Annotated in this window: 21 protein-coding genes; 10 read left to right on the plus strand and 11 right to left on the minus strand. The window is 58.8% G+C overall.

Translation table 11 applies throughout. From position 1 onward, the window contains the following. Positions 1–140 precede the first annotated feature (140 nt). Together ACI2KB_RS15420 and ACI2KB_RS15425 are read left to right on the plus strand one after the other, a co-directional pair. Positions 141–494, plus strand: a complete 354-nt coding sequence (locus ACI2KB_RS15420) for an antibiotic biosynthesis monooxygenase family protein (RefSeq protein WP_404635943.1) — start codon at positions 141–143, stop codon at positions 492–494. Positions 495–657: 163 nt separating this feature from the next. Next, the gene (locus ACI2KB_RS15425) at positions 658–897 is read left to right on the plus strand and encodes a hypothetical protein (RefSeq protein ID WP_404635945.1); all 240 of its coding nucleotides are present in this window, start codon (positions 658–660) and stop codon (positions 895–897) included. On the opposite strand, the gene ACI2KB_RS15430 is transcribed toward ACI2KB_RS15425, so the two are convergent. From ACI2KB_RS15430 to bglX, 8 genes are all read right to left on the minus strand, one after another. Continuing rightward, positions 898–1,521, minus strand: a complete 624-nt coding sequence (locus tag ACI2KB_RS15430) for a flavin reductase family protein (protein ID WP_404635947.1) — start codon at positions 1,519–1,521, stop codon at positions 898–900. A gap of 182 nt (positions 1,522–1,703) precedes the next feature. Next, entirely contained in the window at positions 1,704–2,105 is a 402-nt protein-coding gene (locus tag ACI2KB_RS15435; RefSeq protein ID WP_404635949.1) for a hypothetical protein, read from the minus strand. A 334-nt stretch (positions 2,106–2,439) separates the two neighbouring features. Then, a complete protein-coding gene (locus ACI2KB_RS15440) occupies positions 2,440–2,592 on the minus strand; it encodes a hypothetical protein (RefSeq protein WP_404636270.1) in 153 nt (50 codons plus the stop codon). Then, positions 2,528–2,824: a hypothetical protein gene (locus ACI2KB_RS15445; RefSeq protein ID WP_404636260.1), complete on the minus strand. Its 297-nt coding sequence runs from the start codon at positions 2,822–2,824 to the stop codon at positions 2,528–2,530. The genes ACI2KB_RS15440 and ACI2KB_RS15445 overlap by 65 nt, the downstream gene beginning before the upstream one ends. A gap of 594 nt (positions 2,825–3,418) precedes the next feature. Further along, complete coding sequence (locus ACI2KB_RS15450; RefSeq protein ID WP_404635951.1) at positions 3,419–4,741, minus strand: MFS transporter; 1,323 nt, start codon at positions 4,739–4,741, stop codon at positions 3,419–3,421. A gap of 255 nt (positions 4,742–4,996) precedes the next feature. Continuing rightward, positions 4,997–6,328 carry a sigma-54-dependent transcriptional regulator gene (locus ACI2KB_RS15455; protein ID WP_404635953.1) on the minus strand — a complete coding sequence of 444 codons (1,332 nt, stop codon included), beginning with the start codon at positions 6,326–6,328 and terminating at the stop codon, positions 4,997–4,999. Further along, a complete protein-coding gene (locus ACI2KB_RS15460; RefSeq protein WP_404635955.1) occupies positions 6,325–8,079 on the minus strand; it encodes an ATP-binding protein in 1,755 nt (584 codons plus the stop codon). Before ACI2KB_RS15460 ends, ACI2KB_RS15455 begins: the two co-directional genes overlap by 4 nt. Before the next feature lie 190 nt (positions 8,080–8,269). Continuing rightward, positions 8,270–10,570, minus strand: coding sequence for a beta-glucosidase BglX (gene bglX / locus ACI2KB_RS15465; protein ID WP_404635957.1), 2,301 nt, complete (start codon positions 10,568–10,570; stop codon positions 8,270–8,272). 281 nt (positions 10,571–10,851) lie between these two features. On the opposite strand from bglX, the gene ACI2KB_RS15470 reads away from it, so the two are divergent. The 4 genes from ACI2KB_RS15470 to ACI2KB_RS15485 all read left to right on the plus strand — a co-directional run bounded on the left by ACI2KB_RS15470 (position 10,852) and on the right by ACI2KB_RS15485 (position 14,194). Beyond that, positions 10,852–11,475 (plus strand): LemA family protein, encoded by a 624-nt coding sequence (locus ACI2KB_RS15470; protein ID WP_404635959.1) that lies wholly within the window; start codon positions 10,852–10,854, stop codon positions 11,473–11,475. Then, the gene (locus ACI2KB_RS15475) at positions 11,475–12,215 is read left to right on the plus strand and encodes a TPM domain-containing protein (RefSeq protein WP_404635961.1); all 741 of its coding nucleotides are present in this window, start codon (positions 11,475–11,477) and stop codon (positions 12,213–12,215) included. The genes ACI2KB_RS15470 and ACI2KB_RS15475 overlap by 1 nt, the downstream gene beginning before the upstream one ends. A 26-nt stretch (positions 12,216–12,241) precedes the next feature. After that, positions 12,242–12,859 (plus strand): TPM domain-containing protein, encoded by a 618-nt coding sequence (locus ACI2KB_RS15480; RefSeq protein ID WP_404635963.1) that lies wholly within the window; start codon positions 12,242–12,244, stop codon positions 12,857–12,859. Between the two features lie 117 nt (positions 12,860–12,976). Then, complete coding sequence (locus ACI2KB_RS15485) at positions 12,977–14,194, plus strand: class I SAM-dependent methyltransferase (protein ID WP_404635965.1); 1,218 nt, start codon at positions 12,977–12,979, stop codon at positions 14,192–14,194. Here the strand turns inward: ACI2KB_RS15485 and ACI2KB_RS15490 are convergent. Both ACI2KB_RS15490 and ACI2KB_RS15495 read right to left on the minus strand, forming a co-directional pair. After that, positions 14,191–15,090 carry a DMT family transporter gene (locus tag ACI2KB_RS15490; protein WP_404635967.1) on the minus strand — a complete coding sequence of 300 codons (900 nt, stop codon included), beginning with the start codon at positions 15,088–15,090 and terminating at the stop codon, positions 14,191–14,193. The genes ACI2KB_RS15485 and ACI2KB_RS15490 overlap by 4 nt on opposite strands. Positions 15,091–15,179: 89 nt before the next feature. Then, the gene (locus ACI2KB_RS15495; protein WP_404635969.1) at positions 15,180–15,338 is read right to left on the minus strand and encodes a hypothetical protein; all 159 of its coding nucleotides are present in this window, start codon (positions 15,336–15,338) and stop codon (positions 15,180–15,182) included. Position 15,339: 1 nt separating this feature from the next. Here ACI2KB_RS15495 and ACI2KB_RS15500 point away from each other — a divergent pair, with 1 nt between their 5' ends. Then, positions 15,340–15,570, plus strand: coding sequence for a hypothetical protein (locus tag ACI2KB_RS15500; RefSeq protein WP_404635971.1), 231 nt, complete (start codon positions 15,340–15,342; stop codon positions 15,568–15,570). Positions 15,571–15,684: 114 nt separating this feature from the next. Here ACI2KB_RS15500 and ACI2KB_RS15505 read toward each other — a convergent pair whose 3' ends face one another. Beyond that, a complete protein-coding gene (locus ACI2KB_RS15505; protein WP_404635973.1) occupies positions 15,685–16,716 on the minus strand; it encodes a DUF4917 family protein in 1,032 nt (343 codons plus the stop codon). 274 nt (positions 16,717–16,990) lie between these two features. Here ACI2KB_RS15505 and ACI2KB_RS15510 point away from each other — a divergent pair, with 274 nt between their 5' ends. The 3 genes from ACI2KB_RS15510 (at position 16,991) to ACI2KB_RS15520 (ending at position 20,896) form a co-directional block, all read left to right on the plus strand. Beyond that, positions 16,991–17,233: an SPOR domain-containing protein gene (locus tag ACI2KB_RS15510; protein WP_404635975.1), complete on the plus strand. Its 243-nt coding sequence runs from the start codon at positions 16,991–16,993 to the stop codon at positions 17,231–17,233. Between the two features lie 313 nt (positions 17,234–17,546). After that, positions 17,547–19,844: a TonB-dependent receptor gene (locus ACI2KB_RS15515; protein ID WP_404635977.1), complete on the plus strand. Its 2,298-nt coding sequence runs from the start codon at positions 17,547–17,549 to the stop codon at positions 19,842–19,844. Positions 19,845–19,996: 152 nt separating this feature from the next. Beyond that, positions 19,997–20,896 carry a LysR family transcriptional regulator gene (locus tag ACI2KB_RS15520; RefSeq protein WP_404635979.1) on the plus strand — a complete coding sequence of 300 codons (900 nt, stop codon included), beginning with the start codon at positions 19,997–19,999 and terminating at the stop codon, positions 20,894–20,896. Positions 20,897–20,900: the final 4 nt, after the last annotated feature.

Below are 20,900 nucleotides of genomic sequence, written 5' to 3' on the forward strand. Positions count from 1 at the left end.
CAAGCCCTTGACTATTGTCCGCGCAGAATCAGGCAATAACCGGGCAGTATTTGGCTATCGGGAGTGGCTCCTCGGCCCCTAATCTTCACTTCCAGCCGCAAAGCCAATTCTCCGTTGCGGCGTCAACGCAGGAGCACACCATGCACAGCACTTCCGTCGTGAGCCACATCGTCTGCGTGCGCGCCAGTGCCGGAAACAGCGCGCAATTGGGCGCGCGTTTGAGCGCGTTAATTGGCCCGTCCTCCAAAACCGCAGGCTGCCTGCACTTCGCGCTGCAAAAGTCCATGACCCAAGATGACGTGTGGGTCATCAATGGGTGGTGGGCGGATCAGTCCGCGATGAACGACTGGTTCGCTTCCCCGGATTTGAAAGTGTTTGCCGAGTTGATGAACGAGCGCCTGGTCAGGAGTCTGGATTTTCAGACCTTTGCCAGTGTGACGGCGGCTCAGGCAAAAAGCGCTTATGAGTACCCAGATAGGCGGATGGCGGGCTAACGAGGCCTGGCCGCGCCCCTAGCAATCCGGCAAGCCGGACTGCTACAAGGGGGGCTGTAAACCCAGCCTGCTACGCCAGCGGTCTCGTCACCGAGGAGTGAGCAGATCGGGGGACGAACGTTTAAAATCCTCGCCTTATTTCTTCAGGGCAGGAGCTCCACCCATGGCACGCAAAGAATTCCAACATTACGAAGCCGTCTCCGCCGCCATTCCCGGCGACGGTGGCTATAGCGCTGCGATCGCGATCAAGGGCTTGGGCGCTGGCGGTGCTCCGGCGTTTCATCGTGTACTGGCCGATCAAACCTTCAAAACCGCGATGGCCGCCGATCTGGCAGCCGTCGAGGAATTGGAGCGTCTGATCGATGTCACCTCCGAAGGCGAGTTGATATTCGCCCAGGATTGATCAGGCTTTTGGCCGGTACATCTTGAACAGCGACTCAGGGCCCAACTGGAAGTAATCGGCCGGTCCACCCCCGCGCAAGATCGGCTCACCGGCAGCCGTGTCGTAAATGCCGTCCTTGAGCAGCCGCTTGGCGATGTGAATTGCCACCACCTCTCCCAGTATCAACCAGCTCGGCACGACTTCTTTGTCGGCGCGTTGTAGTTGGATGATCTGCGTCACCTTGCACTCGAATGCCACGGGCGTTTCCTTCACTCGTGGCACCGACACGATGCGCGACGGTTCGGCAGTGAGACCGGCCAGTTCGAATTCATTCACCTCTGATCCGACTGGCGCGCAACTGAGGTTCATCTGCTCGGCCAGCGGGCGCGTGGCCAGATTCCAGACGAACTCGCCGGTTTGCTCGATGTTGTTCAGGCTGTCTTTGCGACCAATGCTGCAGAAACCAATGATCGGTGGTACGTAGTTGAAGGCGTTGAAGAAGCTGTACGGCGCCAGATTGAGCGTGCCTTGTGCGTCGTGAGACGAAATCCAGCCGATGGGACGAGGACCGACGATAGCGTTGAACGGATCGTGAGGCAGACCGTGCCCCTTGGAGGGTTCGTAGAAATGAATATCGTCTGACATGGTTCAGTTCCTGATAGCGGGCGTAAACGGCAGGGTGGGCAATGGCGGCAGCCTGCGGAAAATGAAGGCGACCATAGTGCTCGGCATCGTCGCGGGATGCCAGCTATTCGACAGGCAAAAAAAGCCCGACATCAGTCGGGCTACAAAGGGAGTTTCGGGAGGTGGAACAATGAAACGGTGTATCAGCTAACGCGGTTTGCACCAACGTGGTCAGCACCGTCAGCAGCCAAACGGTTGGCACCGACGTGATCAGCGCCATCAGCGGCCTGGCGGTTTGCACCGACGTGGTCGGCACCATCAGCGGCCAAGCGGTTGGCACCGACGTGATCAGCGCCATCAGCGGCCTGGCGGTTTGCGCCGACGTGGTCAGCACCGTCAGCAGCCAAGCGGTTGGCACCGACGTGATCCGAACCATCGGAAGCCTGACGATAAGAACCGGTGTGCGAAGCATTGGTGTGAGAAGAACCACCTTCAGCAACAACAGTGCTGTTAATAACGGAGTGACTATCGGAAACAGGCAGAGCGAATGCGCTCGACGCCAGAATCGAAAGACCAAGACCAAAAACAAGATTTGAAGTTTTCATGATGTTTGCTCCAGCAAAGTTCAATAATTTTTTCAACTTGGGTATGGAGCTAATGTTACGCGCGCACGGATTAAGTAGAAGTTAACAAGATTGCTAACGACCATCGCCAAAAATGATAGTTGGCTGAAACGCCCGGTTTTAAAGCGCCCCAGAGGGTTTTGATCTGAAATGGGGCAATTTCTGTCAAAATCGACAGATTCGCCGCTTGACAAAATTGTTGCTTCGTGAGCTTTGTTTTTTTTTCGACTAGTGTTGCGTGATCGCGCAAGATTCACGGTATCGATGCTTCGATAGCGAAAAAATTGGGATCGAGTGAGCCGATTTGAGAGGGAAGTCAGTAGATACGCGGGGTGTAACGTTTTGTTTCGCCAGAAAAAATCAAGCCCGGCGAAAGCCGGGCCAGGGAAGGAACCGATGACACGTTAGCTGATACGGTTCGCACCCACATGGTCAGCACCATCAGCAGCCAGACGATTTGCACCAACATGGTCAGCACCGTCAGCAGCAACGCGGTTAGCACCAACATGGTCGGCACCGTCAGCAGCAACGCGGTTAGCACCTACGTGGTCAGCACCGTCAGCAGCAACGCGGTTAGCACCTACGTGGTCAGCGCCGTCAGCAGCAACACGATTAGCACCTACGTGGTCAGCGCCGTCAGCAGCAACACGATTAGCACCTACGTGGTCAGCGCCGTCAGCAGCAACGCGGTTGGCACCCACGTGGTCAGCGCCGTCAGCAGCAACGCGGTTGGCACCTACGTGATCGGCACCGTCAGCAGCGACACGACCGATGTTAGTGTGGGAAGAACCGTTTTCAGCAACAACAGGGGCATTGATTTGTTTGTTGGCTTCTATGGCTGGAAGTGCAAAAGCGCTGCTAGCCAGAATCGAGAAAGCCAGGCCAAAGATCAGTTTGTTAGTTTTCATGGTAGTTGCTCCAGATCGATTTAGTGAGTGGGTAACTCGGTATGGAGTTAACTTTACTCGGCTCTGGATCATTAAGAAGTCAATCGCATTGGTAGCGATCATCGCTGAAATTGATATTAGGAAAAGCCGTTGATGATTCAGCCACTTAGCTGCCATGGCAGCGAAAAAAAGGGCAGCTCACTGGCGTGGGCTGCCCTCGTTGCGGTGACGAATATGCGCTGATTCGCTGCGGACGCCGTTCATGTGGGAGCCGGCTTGCTGGCGAAGGCGGCGTACCGGTTAAAGATCAGTTGATTGACCTATCGCTTTCGTCGGAACGCCGCCCGCACCAAGCCGGCTCCCACCGGAAAAGCTCGACCGGCAGCAGAGTATCTGCAAGCCATCATCTCAGTCAGTCTCGATGCGCGAATGCTTGCGGGTGTCTTTCATGAACACGTACACCAGCAGCGAGACGGCGATACAGGCGGTGACGTACCAGTAGTAGCCCGTTTCCATGCCGATGCTCTTGAACCACAGCGCAATGTATTCCGCGGTGCCGCCAAAGATCGACACGGTCAGAGCGTACGGCAGACCAACGCCCAATGCGCGAATCTCGGTTGGAAACAGCTCGGCCTTCACCACGGCGTTGATCGAGGTGTAGCCGCTGACGATGATCAGCGCCGCCATGATGAGGAAGAACGCCCCCCACCAGGTCTGGATGGTGTGCAATGTGCTGAGGATCGGCACCGTGCACAACGTGCCGAGTACACCGAAGGCGATCAGGATCGGACGACGGCCGATTTTGTCCGACAGCGCGCCAATCACCGGTTGCAAACACATGAACAGAAACAGCGTGGCCGCAGAAATGGTGGTGGAGTCGGAGATGCTCATGCCGACGGTGTTCACCAGGTATTTCTGCATGTAGGTGGTGTAGGTGTAGAAGGCCAGCGTGCCGCCCATGGTCAGGCCGACGACGGTCGCCAGTTCCTTGGGATGGCGCATCAGGGTACGCATCAGGCTTTCTTTCGGTGCTTCTTTCTTCTGAGTGAACGACTCGGTTTCTTCCATGCCGCGACGCAGGAACAGCGCGACCACCGCACACAGGGCGCCGATGGCGAACGGAATGCGCCAGCCCCATGCGTTCAGCTCTTCGGTGGTGAGGGTTTGTTGCAGGACGATCAGCACACCCAATGCGATGAGTTGGCCGGAAATCAGGGTCACGTATTGGAAGCTTGAGTAGAACCCGCGGCTTTCCTTGGTGGCCATTTCACTGAGGTAGGTGGCAGAGGTGCCGTATTCGCCGCCCACCGACAGGCCTTGCATCAGACGGGCGAGCACCAGCAGGATCGGCGCGCCGACGCCGATGGTTTCATAGCCTGGGGTCAGGGCGATGATCAGCGAGCCGAAGCACATCAGCAGCACCGAGGCCATCAGCGCAGCCTTGCGCCCCTTGCGGTCGGCGTACAGGCCCATCAACCAGCCACCGATCGGGCGCATCAGAAAGCCCACAGCGAAGATCGCGGCAGTGTTCAGCAGTTGTGCAGTGGTGTCGCCTTTCGGGAAGAAGACTTTGGCGAAATAGAGGGAAAAGGCGGCGTAGACGTACCAGTCGTACCACTCGACCATGTTGCCGACCGAACCGGAGAAAATGGATTTCAGACGGCTGCTGGTGGTCTTTTCGGCGACAGGCGCCGTAGCCGATCCAGATGATGCAGAGTTGGGGATAGCCATGAGGTTTACCTGCAAGTCATTGTTTTTAGAGGGAACGCGGCGAGGCGGTCTGACGACTGTGATAGCAGGACCTGTGCCAAGGCGTGAGAGGCCCGGTTTAGAAGGGTTTGTGAAGTTCTAGTGAGCGGAAATCCGCTTATGGGCGTTATTGGGGTGAGCGAAAAACTGCCGACGCATGGGGCGCCGTAGCAGTCCGGCAAGCCGAGCTGCTACACAAGCATCGTTGGCAGGCCGGACTGCTACAAAGGGCTGGCGCTAGGGGCCAAGAAAATCTTCGCGCACCAACCCATGGCGCTGCATTTTTTCGTTCAAGGTACGGCGCGGCAGTTGTAACTCTTCGAGCACCGCCTTGATGTCCCCACGATGCCGACTCAACGCCGAGCGCAGGCAATGAGCTTCGAACGCTTCCTGCTGAGCGACGAGGGATTGCCCTGCTGGCAGATCGACCGAGGCCGGGTTGTCCAGCCCCAGCACCTGACGCTCGGCCGCATTGGCCAGTTCGCGTACGTTGCCGGGCCAGTCGTGGCTCAGCAGATGACCCAATTGGCCGCCACTGAGCGTTGGAGCGCTGCGACTCAGACGTTGCGCCGCTTGACGCGAGAAGTGGTTGAACAGAAGCGGGATGTCTTCACGTCGCTCGCGTAATGGAGGAAGTCGCAATTCGGCGATGTTGAGGCGATACGCCAGATCCTCTCGGAAGCGCCCGGCACGGGCTTCTTCGAGCAGATCGGGTTTGGTGGCCGCGACGATGCGTAAGTCGACCTCAATGCTCTGATTCGACCCCAGTCGTTCCAGGCGCCGCTCTTGGATCACCCGCAGGAGTTTTACCTGTTGAGCCAGCGGCATGCTCTCGATCTCGTCCAGAAACAGCGTGCCGCCATCCGCGTATTCCAGCTTGCCAATGCGTTTACCCTGGGCGCCGGTGAACGCGCCGCTTTCATGGCCGAACAGTTCGGCTTCGAACAGTTGCTCGGGAATGGCGGCGCAGTTGACGGCCACGAATGGCTTGTTCGCGCGCGGACCGAAGTCGTGCAAGCAACGTGCGACCATTTCCTTGCCGCTGCCGGTTTCGCCACGAATCAGCACGTTGACCGGAAGCGAAGCCAGATCCATCACTTGACGGCGCAGGGTCTGCATGGCGGGCGACAGCCCCAGCAATGTCGCGTCCAGGCGGTTCTGCGTGTCAACGTGTGCGTGGAGGCGGCGGTTCTCCAGCACCAGTTCCCGTTTCTCCAGCGCCCTATGAAGGCGGGTCAGCAGGGTTTCCGGGGTGAAGGGTTTTTCCAGAAAGTCATAGGCCCCGTCGCGCATGGCCTCGACCGCCATGGGGACATCGCCGTGGCCGGTGAGCAGGATGACAGGCAGGTCCGTGTCGCGGGTTTGCAGTTCAGCCAGCAATTGCAGCCCGCTCATGTCTGGCATGCGTACGTCGCTGAGCACCACGCCCGGAAAGTCCGCAGGCAGATGTTTCAGGCAGTCTTGCGCGCGGCTGAACACCTTGACCTCGAATCCGGACAGGGAGAGCCATTGTTCGATCGCCTCTCGAATCGGCGCTTCGTCATCGACCACAATTACCGAGTTCATCATGGCTTTTCGGCCTCCGGCGCCTTGGGCAGAGAGAAAGAGAACTGTGCACCCGTATTCAGGTTTTCGGCGATCAGGCGTGCCCCTGATTCATGCACGATGGCGTAGGACACCGCCAGGCCCAATCCCAGACCGTCCCCCACCGGCTTGGTGGTGAAAAACGGATCGAAAATATTGGCCAGATGCTCATCGGCAATTCCGCCGCCACTGTCCGCGACGCAGAGCCGCCAATGATCACTGTCTTCACTGATTCGAATTTCCAGACGTTTGAGCGGTTTATCGCTCATGGCATCCAGCGCGTTGCGCAGCAGGTTGATCAGCACCTGTTCCAGTCGAATCGCATCGCCCAAGACCCAGGCGGGACGCGTCAGATCCAGTACACAACTCACGCGCTCAGTGCGAATCCGGGCCTCGAGCAGCAACAGGGCCTGATCAACCACGCAGGCCAGATCCAGTCGTTCACGCAAGCCGCTGGGGCTTTTGCGGGCGAAGGTCTTGAGGTGGCCGGTGAGGGCGGCCATACGGGTCAATTGCTGGTCGAGCAAGGTCAGCGCCCTGGCGGCATCCTCGATGCGGCCGTGGTCGAGCAGCAGGCGCAGCGTTGCCAACTGCATGCGTTGCGCAGTCAGGGGCTGATTGATCTCGTGGGCCAGCGCGGCGGACATCTGGCCCAACGCCGCCAGTTTGGTCGATTGCACCAGGCCCTCCTGCGCGGTTTGCAGGTCTCGGGTGCGCGCTTGCACCAGTTGTTCCAGTTCTTCACGGCTGCGTTGACGGATACGGGCCAGCCGCCAGCGCTGGTAAAGGAACAGCCCCAGAAACACCAGCGTCAACCAGACCCCAGCTGCGGCCAGAGCAGCGTTGCGCAGGTCCTCGGTGGCGGGTTGGGGTTTGCGCAACAGGTGTAAGGTCCAGCCTTCGGGTTGGAGGAGCCGGGATTGCCATAGGTAATCGGCAGTGCCTTCAGGGGCGATGATCCGGGTCAGTTCACTGCGCTCGCCGAAAGTACGCAGCGACTGTCGGTTCAGCGCGGTCAACGGCTGTTTATCGTACTGGCGGGTGCTGCGCAGTTCGGCCACGTCCTGGTCGGACAGTGAATGCAGCATGCGATAGCGCCAGCCGGGCTGGTTGGCAATGAACACGATGCCTTTGGCGTCGCTGACCAGCAGTATGTCATCACCTTGTGCCCACGTGTGTTCCAGATCGGGAAATTCGAGCTTCACCACCATCGCGCCGATGAACTGCCCTGCATCATCGTGTACGGCGTTGGACAGGAAATAGCCGGGTATACCGCTGGTCACACCCACGGCGTAGAAACGCCCGACGCCTGTGGATTTGGTTTGAGTGAAGTAGGGGCGAAAGCCGTAGTTGTGGCCGACATAACTGCTGGGCAGCTTCCAGTTGCTGGCGCCGATGGCCAGACCGTTACGGTCAAGCAGCTCCAGCGTCGACGATTTTGCGGCGCCGTTGATCTGTTCCAGCTTCAGGTTGAGCGCCTGTGTGGTTTCGGGGCTGACCGGGCCGTTCAAGGCGGCGCGCAATTGCGGGTCCAGCGCCAGTACCGCGGGCAGAGCGCGGTAACGTTCGATCAGGGTTTGCAGGGTGTTGGCATATAGCGAGAGTTGCTGCTGAGCGCGTGCGGCGTCGTCTTCCAGCGCGTGACGTTGTGCCTGGTGCATCGCTAATGTCGCGACGATCACTGCACCCGCGATGATAAGCAGAGCATAGACAATGAGGCGGGCAGAGCGTGGCATGGTAACGGCCCACAAATATCGCGCCGAATCCAAATCTCGTTTTCGACGCAGAACCTGTGGAGCCGGCTTGTTGGCGAAAGCGTCGTATCAGACAACACCATGTTGAATGACCCACCGCTTTCGCCAGCAAGCCGGCTCCCACAAGAGGGATGTGTTATTGGCAAGATTTTGCACCTTGCCAACAGGCTTCTTACTGCAAAGTGAAACTGGCTTCTTTCACATTTTCGGAATCCAGCCCGATCATCAGCTTGAAGTCACCGGCTTCAGCCGCGTACTTGAGCGACGGGTTGAAGAACTTCAGGTCTTCCTCGGTCAGGGTGAAGGTCACGGCCTTTTCTTCGCCCGGCTTCAACATGATCTTCTGGAAGTTTTTCAGTTCTTTCACCGGGCGGCTCAGTGATGCTGCAACATCACGCAGGTAAAGCTGAACCGTCGTTTCACCCGCCACTTTGCCGATGTTCTTTACCTGAACGGTGGCCGTCAGCTTGTCCTTGCGGGTCATCTTGTTGATCGACAACACGATGTCCGACACGCTGAACTGGGTATAGCTCAGGCCGTAACCGAACGGGAACAGTGGGCTGGTCGGCTCTTCGAAGTAGTTGGAGGTGTAGTTCGAATCGTTGACGCGATACGGACGACCGGTGTTCAGGTGGTTGTAGTACGCAGGCACCTGACCGACCGAGCGCGGGAAGGTCATCGGCAGTTTGCCCGATGGGTTGTAGTCGCCGAACAGTACGTCAGCCAGGGCGTTGCCGCCTTCGGTTCCGAGGAACCAGGTCTCCAGCATCGCGTCGGCCTGTTTGTTTTCCTCGACCAGTGCCAGCGGGCGGCCGTTCATCAAGACGATGACCAGTGGTTTACCCGTGGCTTTCAGCGCTTTGAGCAGGTCACGCTGACGGCCCGGAATCACCAGGTCGACGCGACTCGCGGCTTCGTGAGACATGTTGCGAGACTCGCCGACAACAGCAACGATCACGTCCGATTGCTGCGCAACCTTGACCGCTTCGTCGATCATCTCCTGCTCAGGGCGACCGTCGATCGGGATCTGGTCATCCATGTTGTCCAGGTACCGGATGGCTTCCTGGTTGTCGGTGACGTTGGCGCCTTTGGCGTAGAGGATTTTTGCCTTGTCACCCACTGCGTTCGCCACGCCGTCATACGCGCTGACCGTTTGACGAGCAAGGCCTGCCGCCGACCAACTGCCCATCATGTCCAGCGAGCTTTTTGCCAGAGGACCGATAACGGCGATGGTGCCTTGTTTCTTCAGTGGCAGGGTGTTGTTGTCGTTTTTCAGCAGCACCATGCTGCGACGCGCGACGTCACGGGCCTCGGCGCGGTGCAGGCGGTTTTCGGCGTTACGGTCGGCAGGGTCATCAACGGCTGCGCCAATGCGCAGATACGGGTTGGCGAACAGGCCCATTTCCCACTTGGCGCCGAGCACTTCACGTACGGCGTTGTCGACTTCCTTGACCGAGACTTCACCGCTCTTGACCAGCGCAGGCAGCTCTTCGCCATAGGCCTTGTCGTTCATGCTCAGGTCAACACCGGCCTTGATCGCCAGCTTTGCGGCTTCGCGGAAGTCCTTGGCGACACCGTGGTCGATCAGCTCTTTGATCGCGCCGTGGTCGCTGACGGTCACGCCCTTGAAGCCCCAGTCCTTGCGCAGCACGTCTTGCAACAGCCAGGTGTTGGCGGTGGAAGGCACGCCGTTGATCGAGTTGAGGGCGACCATCACACCCCCCGCGCCTGCATCGATGGCGGCGCGATAAGGTGGCAGGTAGTCCTGTTGCATGCGCACGGGGCTCATGTCGACGGTGTTGTAGTCACGACCGCCTTCGACCGCGCCATACAAGGCGAAGTGTTTGACCGCCGCCATGATGCTGTTCGGCGCCTGAGTGCTGGTGCCTTGAAAGGCGCGGGTCATGGTCGCGGACAGGCGCGACACCAGATAAGTGTCTTCACCGAAGCCTTCGGAGCTGCGGCCCCAACGGGCATCGCGGGTAATGTCGACCATCGGCGCGAAGGTCATGTCCACGCCGTCGGCGGCAGCTTCGATCGCCGAGACGCGACCGGCGCGGGTAACGGCGTCCATGTCCCAGGTCGATGCCAGGCCCAGGCTGATCGGGAAAATGGTGCGTTGGCCGTGGACCACGTCGTAGGCGAAGAACATCGGGATCTTCATGCGGCTGTGGGCGACAGCGGCGTCCTGCATGGCGCGGTTGTCGGGCAGCACGACGGAGTTGAAAGTGCCGCCGATCTTGCCTGCCGCGATTTCCTTGGCAATTTCAGGCTTGGGCATTTCCGGCCCGATGCTGATGAGGCGCAGTTGACCGATCTTCTCTTCAAGGGTCATTTGCTTCATCAGATTGGCAATGAAGGCGTTCTTGGCTTGCAACGTGGAGAGATTACTGGCGGGCTTGGCGGCCGTTTCAGCCCAGACGGACTGACTGGCCAGGCCGATGACGAGACTCAGTAAACACAGCTTATTCATGTATGAGGTTCTCAAGGCGTCGACCGGCAACTCGCGCGAAATACCGGGTGGCCTTTGTTCTTGGTGTGAAACCTTTGGTTTTTGTTGTCGTCAGGACGCAGTCGTCGCTGAACTCCCGGCCCGTTAGAGCATCAGTAGCGCAGCGAGTTTTATCCGATAGCACAGCGGCAATCCAGAGCCTGGCGACGTAATGGGCCAAGATTATGCCGGGGATCGTCCGATTTGGCTAAAGTCATGTCTGACGGGACGACAAACGCAGGACATAAAGAGGCACGCAGGCCATGCAAATCGAGCGTTACGGGCATATTCGGGGCAGTCGTTACAATTTGTCACTAACACTGCTGATGCTGTTGAGCACCTTGTTAGCCGGTTGCGGTATTAACAACATCCCGACCTACGACGAACAGGTCAAGGCTGCGTGGGCGCAAGTGCAGAATCAGTACCAGCGCCGGGCTGATCTGATCCCCAATCTGGTAGAAACAGTAAAGGGCTACGCCAAACAGGAGCAGGAAACGTTGACCGCGGTGATCGAGGCGCGGGCCAAGGCAACGTCGATCCAGATCGACGCCAATACCCTGAACGATGCAGCCAAACTCAAACAGTTCCAGGATGCCCAGGGCCAACTGACAGGAGCCTTGAGCCGTTTGATGGTGGTGTCCGAGCGTTACCCCGATCTGAAATCGAATCAGAACTTCCTCTCGCTGCAGTCGCAACTGGAAGGTACCGAAAATCGGATTGCGGTGGCCCGGCGTGATTTCATTGCGGCGGTGGAAAAGTACAACACCGAAATTCGTACCTTTCCGGGGCGGCTCTGGCATTCGGTGATGTACAGCGATTTGCCGATACGTCCCAACTTTGAAGCCACCAGCGCCGGGGCCGACAAGGCGCCGGAAGTGAAATTCTGATGCGGGCGGCGCGGCGGGGTGTAGCAGTCGCGTTGCTGGCCATGTTGGTGGGCGTCTTCGCTCCCCAGGTGTTGGCTGAAATCAGATTCCCGGCATTGAGCGGGCGGGTGGTCGATACCGCTGACATGATCGACAACGCAAGCAGGGAGCGTTTGTCGCAGATGCTGCGGGCACACGAAGAACTGACCACCGAACAGGTCGTGGTGGTTACGGTGCCGAACCTGCAGGGGAGCACCATCGAAGATTACGGCTATCAGTTGGGGCGTTACTGGGGTATTGGCCAGCAGGGCAAGGACAACGGTGCGCTGCTGATCGTCGCCAAGGAAGAGCGTAGGGTGCGCATCGAGGTGGGCTACGGCCTTGAGGATCGTCTGACCGATGCGCAATCGTCGGTCATCATCAATCAGATCATCACGCCTGCCTTTAAACAGGGCGATTTTGTCGGCGGTATCAATCGCGGTGCCGATGCCATCGTGCAGGTGCTGGGTGGCGATCCGTTGGCCGAGCCTGCGATGGGGGCGACGGGGGGCGACGATGTCACGGACTGGCGCATGACCCTGTTGCTGTTCGTGCTGTTTGTGATCGCCTGCTATATCAGTGCGCGCTACGGCGGTGTGGGCATCATCGGCCCGGGTAGCTCCCGTGGTGGCGGGGGCTTTGGCTCGGGCGGGTCCAGCTCCGGCGGCATGCGCGGCGGTGGTGGCAGTTTTGGTGGGGGCGGTGCCTCCGGGGGCTGGTAGTCGATGGTTCAACAAGGTCGCAAAGCATGACGTTACTCACCGAAGACGAACAGCGGCAGGTCGCCAAGGCCATTGAAGCGGTGGAACGCACGACGGACGCTGAACTGGTCACGGTGCTGGCGGCCAGCGCCGATGATTACGCCTACGCACCGCTGATCTGGGCGGGGCTGATCGGCTTGCTATTACCGGGGCTGATCAACTTCTATCCCGGTTGGCTCAACGCTAACGAATTGCTGTTGACCCAGATTGCTACTTTTATTGTGGTGGCGTTGTTTTGCCGTTTACCGGCGATCGTCACGCGGCTGGTGCCCGGTTCGGTGCGGCATTGGAGGGCGGGCAGCCTGGCGCGACGGCAGTTTCTTGAGCAGAACCTGCATGCCACGGCGAACGGCACCGGTGTGTTGATTTTTGTCAGTGAGGCCGAGCGCTACGTAGAAATCATCGTCGATGATGGAATTGCGCGGCAGGTGGATGACATGGTCTGGCGCTCGATGGTCGATGTCTTCACCCGGCAAGTGGGGGAGGGCAAGATTCTGGAAGGGTTTCTGGGGTGCATTCGTTCTTGCGGCGAGGTGCTGAGTGCTCAGGTGCCGGTGACCCAGCCGCGCAATGAATTGCCCAATCGGCTGATCGTTCTGGAATAAGGCTCTGTAGCAGTCCGGCAAGCCGGACTGCGGTAGCCGCAAATAAATTGCCCATCACCACCCCATCCCCGCCTAAAATACCGCCCTCGCATTATTCGCTTCCCGAGGCTGCACCCGATGTCCGTCACCGCCCCCAACACCACCCCTGCGCAGGATCACCGCGCGGACTTTCTGAGCCTGCTTGAGACTTGTCTGACACAGAACTCGCTGATCAAGCTGGTGCTGGCCAGATATGTGGGTGAGGAGGCGGAGTTGCAACGGATCATCATCAAACCGACCACGATCAAGCAGCAGCCTTGCCTGTCCTTCGTCTATCGCTACAAGACCCGGGACATCACCAAGAATCATTCCTTGCCAGAAGCCCAGGCGCTGATTGCCAGCCTGTTGCCCGAGTCGTTCAAGAACGCTCACTTACTCTCGTTGACGGACGAAGTGCAACTTGAGTTTGGCAAGAAGGGCAAGAGCACGTTGCATCGCAATACCCCCCAACAGCAGCGCGAAGCGCCGTCTGCCGGGCATGATCGTGAGAAGAAACGCTATCTGGAGTTGAGCCGTCCGTTCCTCACCGATCTGGGCGTGACCGATAAACAGCATGCGCTGATCCCTTCCATGTCGCGCAAATGGAAGCAGATCAACAAGTTCATCGAGGTGTTTTCCCATGCCCTGGCCACCTCGCCGATCAACCTCGACAAGCCGGTGACGGTCGCGGATTTCGGCTCGGGCAAAGGCTACCTGACCTTTGCGATCCACGATTATCTGCGCAACACCTTGCAGGCCGAAGGTAACGTCACGGGGGTTGAGCTGCGTGAAGACATGGTCACACTGTGCAACGACGCGGCCAGTCGACTGGAGCATCCGGGGCTGGCGTTTAAATGCGGCGATGTGCGTTCAGTGGCCCCGAGTGAACTGGACGTGATGATCGCGCTGCACGCCTGTGATATCGCGACCGACTATGCGATTCACACCGGCATCCGTTCCGGCGCGTCGATCATCATGTGCTCGCCGTGCTGTCACAAACAGATTCGTCTGCAGATTCAAAGCCCGACGTTGCTCAAGCCGATGCTGCAATACGGCCTGCACATGGGCCAGCAGGCCGAGATGGTGACCGATGCCTTGCGCGCGCTGTTGCTGGAAGCCTGCGGTTACGAGACCAAGGTCTTTGAGTTCATCTCGCTGGAGCACACCAACAAAAACAAGATGATTCTGGCGGTCAAGCGTGCCACTGCGACCGATCCGGCCGAGTTGCTGGCGAAGATTCAGGAGCTGAAAACCTTCTACAACATCAGCGAGCAGTGCCTGGAGACGCTGCTCCAGGCGGATGGCTTGCTGGGTTAAAAGCGGGCGGCAGCGACCGGCTTGGGCGCGATGACTGCGGTCTTGCGTCCAATGGCCAGCGTCACGACCACGCCTGCGGCGAAAATCCAGGTGATCGGGTCGATGTGCTCACCGAAGAACAGCGCCGAAAAGGCCATGGTGAAAAACAGCTGCACCAACTGGATCTGACTGACCCGCGCAATTCCGCCCATGGCCAGGCCTGCGTACCAGGCGAAGAAGCCAGTGAACTGGGAGAACAGCGATACGTAGCCGAAGGCCCACCACGCCCCCATCGAAATGGGTCCCTGATGCTGTGAAGCCAGATAGCCGACGGGGATGACCAGCACTGGCATCGAAATCACCAGCGCCCAACAGATCACCTGCCAGCCGCCCATCTGTTTCGCCAGTCGCCCACCTTCTGCGTAGCCCAGGCCGCCAATCGCCACCGCCCCGACCATCAGCAAATCGCCCGCCTGCAAATTGCCCGCGCCGCTGATCAGCGCGTACCCCAGCACCAACACACTACCCATCGCAGCGCAGGCCCAGAAGGCGCGAGACGGACGCTCATGAGACAACCACGCGGCATAGATCGCCACCAACAAGGGCTGTAGGCCGTTGACCAGTGCGCCGTGGGACGCCGGAAGGGTTTTCATGGCCCAGGCCGACAATACCGGGAAGCCAATGATCACGCCCAAGGCCACCACCATCAGCGCTTTGAACTGAGCGAGCGTGGGCAGCTTCTCTCGGCGCCACAGCAGCAACGCGGCGGCCGGAATCGCAGCCACAAGTGCTCGCCCAAGGCCATTGAGCAGTGGATGGATTTCCTGAACGACGATACGGGTCATGGGCAGGGTCAGGCTGAAGATGACCACTCCGAGCAGCCCCAGGAGCATGCCGGTGTTTTCGCGAGAAGACATGTTGAATCGTGCCTTGTTGTTATAGATGAACGAAGACATTCATTCAGCCACAGAACGGGCACTTAGCCCCTTAACAGCTAGCGACAGAATCAGCCGTACACTTTGGGGGACAGGGTGGAAATGCCGTTTTCGAGGATTTTTCCGTGAGCGCCGCTCAGGGGCAAATGTTGGTGCAGAACTTGAATGCCATCTTCCTGCAACAGTTTGAAGGTCAAATTGCTGCCATTGAACTTAGTCAGGAGAACCATCGTGTCGGTCATCGGAAAGTGGGCGTTGCAAGGTGTCGTAGTGTTCGTGTTCGCATGGATGGCGACCGTGGCGGCTCAGTGGTCATCGAGCGTCGTCAGATCGACGAGCAGCGACCGTCTGGCGGCCTTGAGCAGTGTCCGGCTCTCGACCGAAACGATGGCCGCCAGCGTCGGCAGACAAGCACAGGGCGGTGCGGTGTTGGCGGGCGCGTTGTCGGAAAGTAACGAGTAAACGCTTCAGGGTGGGAAGAATCGGAGCGTTGTGATTGTCGGGATGAATGACCGGACCTTTTGAGGTCCGGTTTCTGTTTTGGCTGGGGAAGATGCAGTGATCGTAGGGCGGTGATCAGCCGTTCTTCACTTCCAACCCCTCCTTCAACCGCGCCACCGGCACTGCCAGATCCGGATTCCCCAGTGGATGAGTTCTGGCATCGAAGAACTGCAGCTCGATATTCTGCCCCCCGAACAGGGTGCTGTAATGCCGTTTCTGGTGCTGCACAAATGCGTCGCTGCGAGGCAGGACCGAAATGGCCACCGTTTTCGGACGGGCCTGAAGAACGGCATTGAGAATGTGCCGGTCCTGCCGACCCAGTGCATGACCGAAGATGCACAGCGCACCCTGGTGCTGCGCCAGTTGAGCGTGACAATAAGCGAGGTAATCCGAGCCACGGATGATCTTCATCTTGTCGTCACTGCGTCCTTCACAGACGAACAGTGGCACGTCCTCCAGCGCGTTGACGGCAAAACTGCCCAGTAGGGTGCTTTCCGAAGATTGCAGCTTGCGCGTGGTGCCGTCGAAGTTCTTCACCAGGTGCATGCCGCCGTGTAGATACAAAATTCGGGTAGCGTGGCTGGCGGTGCGGTGCAGGTTGAAGGTGGCGTCTTCGTCGAACAGATCATCGAACGGGTGTGCACCATGCATCACTGCCCAGTAGGCAAGCAGGTCGTAATTGGTCGAGTACACCGTGTCGTATTGACCCAGCGCATGGCCGATATGGGCGATGGTCGAAGGCGCCATCAGACGCCACGGAATGTGCGCAGAGCGAATGCCATGGATCAATGCTTCCTTGATAGCGAAGTAGCGATTACGTGGGGATGACGAACTGATCGTCAGTGCGGCGTTGACTCGCATCGCCACCTTCAGGCCGCTGAGCACGGGCTCGAAGTTCTCCGTTTCCATCGATTTGAACAGCGCCAGTTCGGTCGGGCTCAACGGCTTGTTACGGGTCGTCTGGGCCAGTTCGAACAGCGAGTCGTAAGCGAAGTTCTTCCACACGGCCAGGCTCGCGCCGTTACCCAGCAACAGGCCCGAGCAGGGATGAATGGTCTGCAACTGGGTCCAGTCGGACAATTTGGCATCAAAATCGGTGGAATCCATCGTCTCGCTTCGCTTTCGGGTGAACAGGCACTGACCAGAGCCAGAACGGAGTGGACTTATAGGAACACAGGTCTGGCTTGTCAATGTGGCTGCCTGTGGTCGGTCAAACTGAAAAACCTTCGAACTGCTGAACCCTGCGCTTTTCTAACCTCTGAACGTTCAAATCCCGCGATCCAGACGCCGTCGGTCCGCTGGTGAGTCAACAGGCTGATACCGGGTGTAAGGTTTTTCGGGTCAGAGTCCACAACACTCTCTGAATGAGAGGGAGGTACCCATGCACAGTGCGATGCTTAGCAAAACGCATTTCAACGGTTACGACGTGATTAACGTGAACAACGGTCCATGGCGCGTCTGCACCGACCATGACCGATTGGGATCGTTCGGGACAAGGGAGGAGGCGATGGCGTTTGCGGCGTCGCTACCGGCTTATAAAGAGCGGGCGGCGATGAAGGCTCAAGTTAATGAGGATAAGCCTGAGAAAAAAGCGCACAGGGCGAAGGATGAGACGAGGCATTAAGTGCCGGAGCGGCTTAAAGCCCCTGTGATTGAGCAGGGGCTTTTTAATATGTTTTTAAATGGATAGGAGTAACCAGCCTGATGGACGGAGAGGCGGCAAGCCTGGAAGGTAGGTTTCTGGATATTGCTCTACGACGGGTCACCCGAAAATGCTTCCGGGCATGACGTACACCTGACCGGCTGAAATGTAATGAAATATGTCAGCCCCGCATCCCACGCATCTCCATTACAAATCCCTGTAAAGCTGGCAAAAGGCCGTTGATAGAATTTCGCTGTTGTGAATGCGAATTATTCTCCTTGACGAAGGCCGACTGATGTCCTCCCCAACCCAACTCAACCTCCAGCGCGGCGCCAGCCTTTCGCTTGCCGCTTCTCGTACACACACGCTCGCGCCGTTGATGGGGCTGGCGACGTTCATGGCGTTACCGATGTCGACTTGGGCGGCCGGACAGGACGCCTCGACCGGTCAAGCGGCGGCGGAGGACTTGACCCTCCCGGCCACCAGCATCGACAGCCAGAGCGATGCGCCGTACACCACCGAGAAGCTCAGCTCGTCCAAGTCCACCGAGCCACTGCTGGACACGCCACAAAGCGTCACGGTGGTGTCGTCGCAACTGCTCAAGGAGCAAAACGCTCAGAGCTTGAAAGACGCGCTGCGCAACGTGCCGGGCATCACCTTCAACTCCGGCGAGGGCGGCGGTGGGGTGGGTGACAGCCTGACCATTCGTGGCTTCAACGCCGACGGCAACATCTATCGCGATGGCGTGCGTGACCCCGCGAAATATTCGCGCAATGACTTTTTCAATACTGAATCGGTGGAAGTGCTCAAAGGCTCCAGTTCCGCAGGTTGGGGCGTGGGTGCGACTGGCGGCGCCGTCAATCTGGTGACCAAAGCGCCGGTGCTTGACGACTTCAATCACGTCAGCGCGGGCGTTGGCACGGCGGATTATCGTCGCGGCACGCTGGACGTAAACCACACCCTTGACGGTCTGGGCGAAGGCGCCGCGTTCCGTCTGAATATCATGGGTAACAACTCTGGGGTCGATGGTCGTGACTGGGTCGGTGACGAGCGCTATGGCTTCGCGCCTTCGCTGGCACTGGGTCTGGGCACCGACACCCGCTTCACCGTCGCGTACGAATACATTCACGACAACAGCAACCCGGATTACGGTATCCCGACGGTCAACGGCACCAACGGCAGCCGCCCGAGCCGGGCCGGTGGCGCGAGCTGGAACAGCTACTGGGGTTGGCGCAACCTGAACTACGAAGACAACGAATCCCATCGTCTGAACATGAAGTTCGCCCATGACTTCAACGATTCGCTGAGCGTCGACACCCAGTTCACCTATTTTCATCTGGATCACGATTACTTCATCACCACACCCGGCGGTGACGCCACGGCGGGTGCGCCAGGGATTCAGGCCGGCAGCGGAATCTACCGCCGTAACGTCAACACTCCGGAGCGGACGCAGACCAACGAAACCTTCAGCAACCAGACCAACCTGACCTGGAAAGTCGACACCTTCGGCATTGGTCATACGCTGGTCGGCGGCTTCGACCTGAGCAAGCAAACGCTGGATTCGAAAACCGGGGCACTCACCGCCGCCGACCGTGCGCGCATGGGCAGCCTGCCGACGTCCAGCAACGACTGGTCGAAGTACCCATTCAGCGCCAACACCTACTACTCTGCCAAGCAATCGGTGGAGCAGACGGACAAGGCGTTTTACGTGCTCGATACGCTGAAGTTCAATGACAATTGGCAGTTGCATCTGGCTGCGCGTCAGGACCATTTCGATACTCGCGTGACCGACAACGAAAGCCGCGCCAGCCAGACGGCTGCGTGGACCGATCTGGGTAATTCCGATCAATCGGAAAAACTCACCAGTGTTCACACCGCGCTGGTCTATAAACCGGTGCGCAACGGCAGCTTCTACATCAGCTACGCCAACGCCAAGCAGCCGTCCGGCGTACTGGCCGTGGCGCAGACGGGCAGCATTGCATCGACCAAGGGCGATCGGGGCAAGACCTACGAACTGGGCACCAAGTGGGAGTTGTACGACGGTGCGTTGGAGTTGACCGGCGATGTGTTCGAAACCAAGCGCCAACTGACCTTCATCGACGATGACGAAGGCACCGCATTCACGGGCGGCGAAGAGCGCGTGCGCGGTCTGGAGCTTTCCGGCACCGGCAACATCACTCGCAACTGGTCGGTCTACGGCGGCTACATCCACGAGAACAGCAAGCTGGTCAAAGGCTACAACGGTTCGGAAGAAGGGTTGGAGCTGGCCAACACGCCGCAGAATGCCCTCAACCTGTGGACCACTTACAAGCTGCCGCTGGACCTTTCGGTCAGCTACGGTGTGCGTTACGTCGACGAGGTGAAAATCTACCGTGGTCAAGGCGCTGTCCTGACTCGCGCAGGCGAAACCACTGTCCCGGATTACGTGGTGCATGACGCCATGGTCAGTTGGCAAGCCACTCGCGATCTGGATGTGCGGATGAACGTCAACAACCTGTTCGACAAGCACTACTGGTCGCAATACAACGGCCGTGGTTACGGCGTGCCAGGTGCAGGTCGTGGCCTGATGCTGAGCGCTGACTACTCGTTCTGAATGCTGCAGAGCACAGGCGCGGGCGTCGGGTCGATATTCCCCAATCGACCTGACGTGCGCGCCGACTTGTTCCTGATCACCATGCGGCTTAATCTCGAAAGCGTTATAAACCCTTTAAGGGTTATTGGTTTTTGAGATAGCAGGTAAGCCCCATGGATGTGATCGATCTGAAAGTCGTGGACGCTGTGGCCAGGCACGGCAGCATGAACAAGGCCGCTGTCGAGCTGAACACCGTGCAATCCAACGTTTCTTCACGCATTCGTTCGCTGGAAGACGAACTCGGTGTTTCGTTATTTCAGCGCAGTGCCAAAGGCGTGCAGATCACGCCTGCCGGACGGCGCGTTTTACCCTACGCCGCAAAACTCGCCAAACTGCTTTCCGATGCCGCCGCTGCTGCCCGTGACGACGGCACGCCATCAGGCGTGCTGGAAATCGGCACGCTGGAAACCACTCTCGCACTGCGTCTGCCACTGTTGATCGCGCGTTTCGCCAAGACGTATCCCGACGTCCGCCCGGTGGTCAGGACGGGCACGACCAGTAGCCTGATTCAGGCGGTTGTCGATTGTCAGCTTGAAGGTGCGTTTGTGGCCGGACCCGTCAGTCATCCCGAGTTGCTCGCCGAAACGGTGTTTCACGAAGAGCTGGTGTTGGTCACCTCCCGCGCCATCCGTTCACTGGACGCGGTCGCGACCATCGCTCATTTGAAAAACATCGTGTTCCGGGTCGGATGCTCCTACCGTCAGCGCCTCGATGCGCTGCTCGCAAGCCTTGGCGTTCAGGCGCCCGAGCCGCTGGATTTCGGTTCCATCGAGGCGATCATCGCCTGCGTGTCAGCGGGCGTTGGCGTCACACTGCTGCCCCGAGGCGTCGTGGCGGATGCGTGGCAGGAAGGGCGCGTTGCCGTGCACGAAATACCGCCCGCTTTTGCTCAAGTCGAGACGGTTTTCATACGGCGTGTCGACAGCCATTTCTCCAGTGCATTGGCGACGTTTCTCAAGAGCGTGCATCTGGAGAGCCAGGCGCGCTCGCTGAATGTTCGTCAGTTGGCCTGAGGCG

Origin of the sequence: Pseudomonas sp. NPDC088444, assembly GCF_044900175.1 — a bacterium.
Classification (GTDB): Bacteria; Pseudomonadota; Gammaproteobacteria; order Pseudomonadales; family Pseudomonadaceae; genus Aquipseudomonas.

Bases quoted from the DNA above. Each gene is read 5' to 3' on its own strand.
- ACI2KB_RS15420 (WP_404635943.1), top strand. From the start codon at position 141: ATGCACAGCACTTCCGTCGTGAGCCACATCGTCTGCGTGCGCGCCAGT.
- ACI2KB_RS15425 (WP_404635945.1), top strand. From the start codon at position 658: ATGGCACGCAAAGAATTCCAACATTACGAAGCCGTCTCCGCCGCCATT.
- ACI2KB_RS15430 (WP_404635947.1), bottom strand. From the start codon at position 1,521: ATGTCAGACGATATTCATTTCTACGAACCCTCCAAGGGGCACGGTCTG.
- ACI2KB_RS15435 (WP_404635949.1), bottom strand. From the start codon at position 2,105: ATGAAAACTTCAAATCTTGTTTTTGGTCTTGGTCTTTCGATTCTGGCG.
- ACI2KB_RS15440 (WP_404636270.1), bottom strand. From the start codon at position 2,592: ATGTTGGTGCAAATCGTCTGGCTGCTGATGGTGCTGACCATGTGGGTG.
- ACI2KB_RS15450 (WP_404635951.1), bottom strand. From the start codon at position 4,741: ATGGCTATCCCCAACTCTGCATCATCTGGATCGGCTACGGCGCCTGTC.
- ACI2KB_RS15455 (WP_404635953.1), bottom strand. From the start codon at position 6,328: ATGATGAACTCGGTAATTGTGGTCGATGACGAAGCGCCGATTCGAGAG.
- ACI2KB_RS15460 (WP_404635955.1), bottom strand. From the start codon at position 8,079: ATGCCACGCTCTGCCCGCCTCATTGTCTATGCTCTGCTTATCATCGCG.
- bglX (WP_404635957.1), bottom strand. From the start codon at position 10,570: ATGAATAAGCTGTGTTTACTGAGTCTCGTCATCGGCCTGGCCAGTCAG.
- ACI2KB_RS15470 (WP_404635959.1), top strand. From the start codon at position 10,852: ATGCAAATCGAGCGTTACGGGCATATTCGGGGCAGTCGTTACAATTTG.
- ACI2KB_RS15475 (WP_404635961.1), top strand. From the start codon at position 11,475: ATGCGGGCGGCGCGGCGGGGTGTAGCAGTCGCGTTGCTGGCCATGTTG.
- ACI2KB_RS15480 (WP_404635963.1), top strand. From the start codon at position 12,242: ATGACGTTACTCACCGAAGACGAACAGCGGCAGGTCGCCAAGGCCATT.
- ACI2KB_RS15485 (WP_404635965.1), top strand. From the start codon at position 12,977: ATGTCCGTCACCGCCCCCAACACCACCCCTGCGCAGGATCACCGCGCG.
- ACI2KB_RS15490 (WP_404635967.1), bottom strand. From the start codon at position 15,090: ATGTCTTCTCGCGAAAACACCGGCATGCTCCTGGGGCTGCTCGGAGTG.
- ACI2KB_RS15495 (WP_404635969.1), bottom strand. From the start codon at position 15,338: ATGGTTCTCCTGACTAAGTTCAATGGCAGCAATTTGACCTTCAAACTG.
- ACI2KB_RS15505 (WP_404635973.1), bottom strand. From the start codon at position 16,716: ATGGATTCCACCGATTTTGATGCCAAATTGTCCGACTGGACCCAGTTG.
- ACI2KB_RS15510 (WP_404635975.1), top strand. From the start codon at position 16,991: ATGCACAGTGCGATGCTTAGCAAAACGCATTTCAACGGTTACGACGTG.
- ACI2KB_RS15515 (WP_404635977.1), top strand. From the start codon at position 17,547: ATGTCCTCCCCAACCCAACTCAACCTCCAGCGCGGCGCCAGCCTTTCG.
- ACI2KB_RS15520 (WP_404635979.1), top strand. From the start codon at position 19,997: ATGGATGTGATCGATCTGAAAGTCGTGGACGCTGTGGCCAGGCACGGC.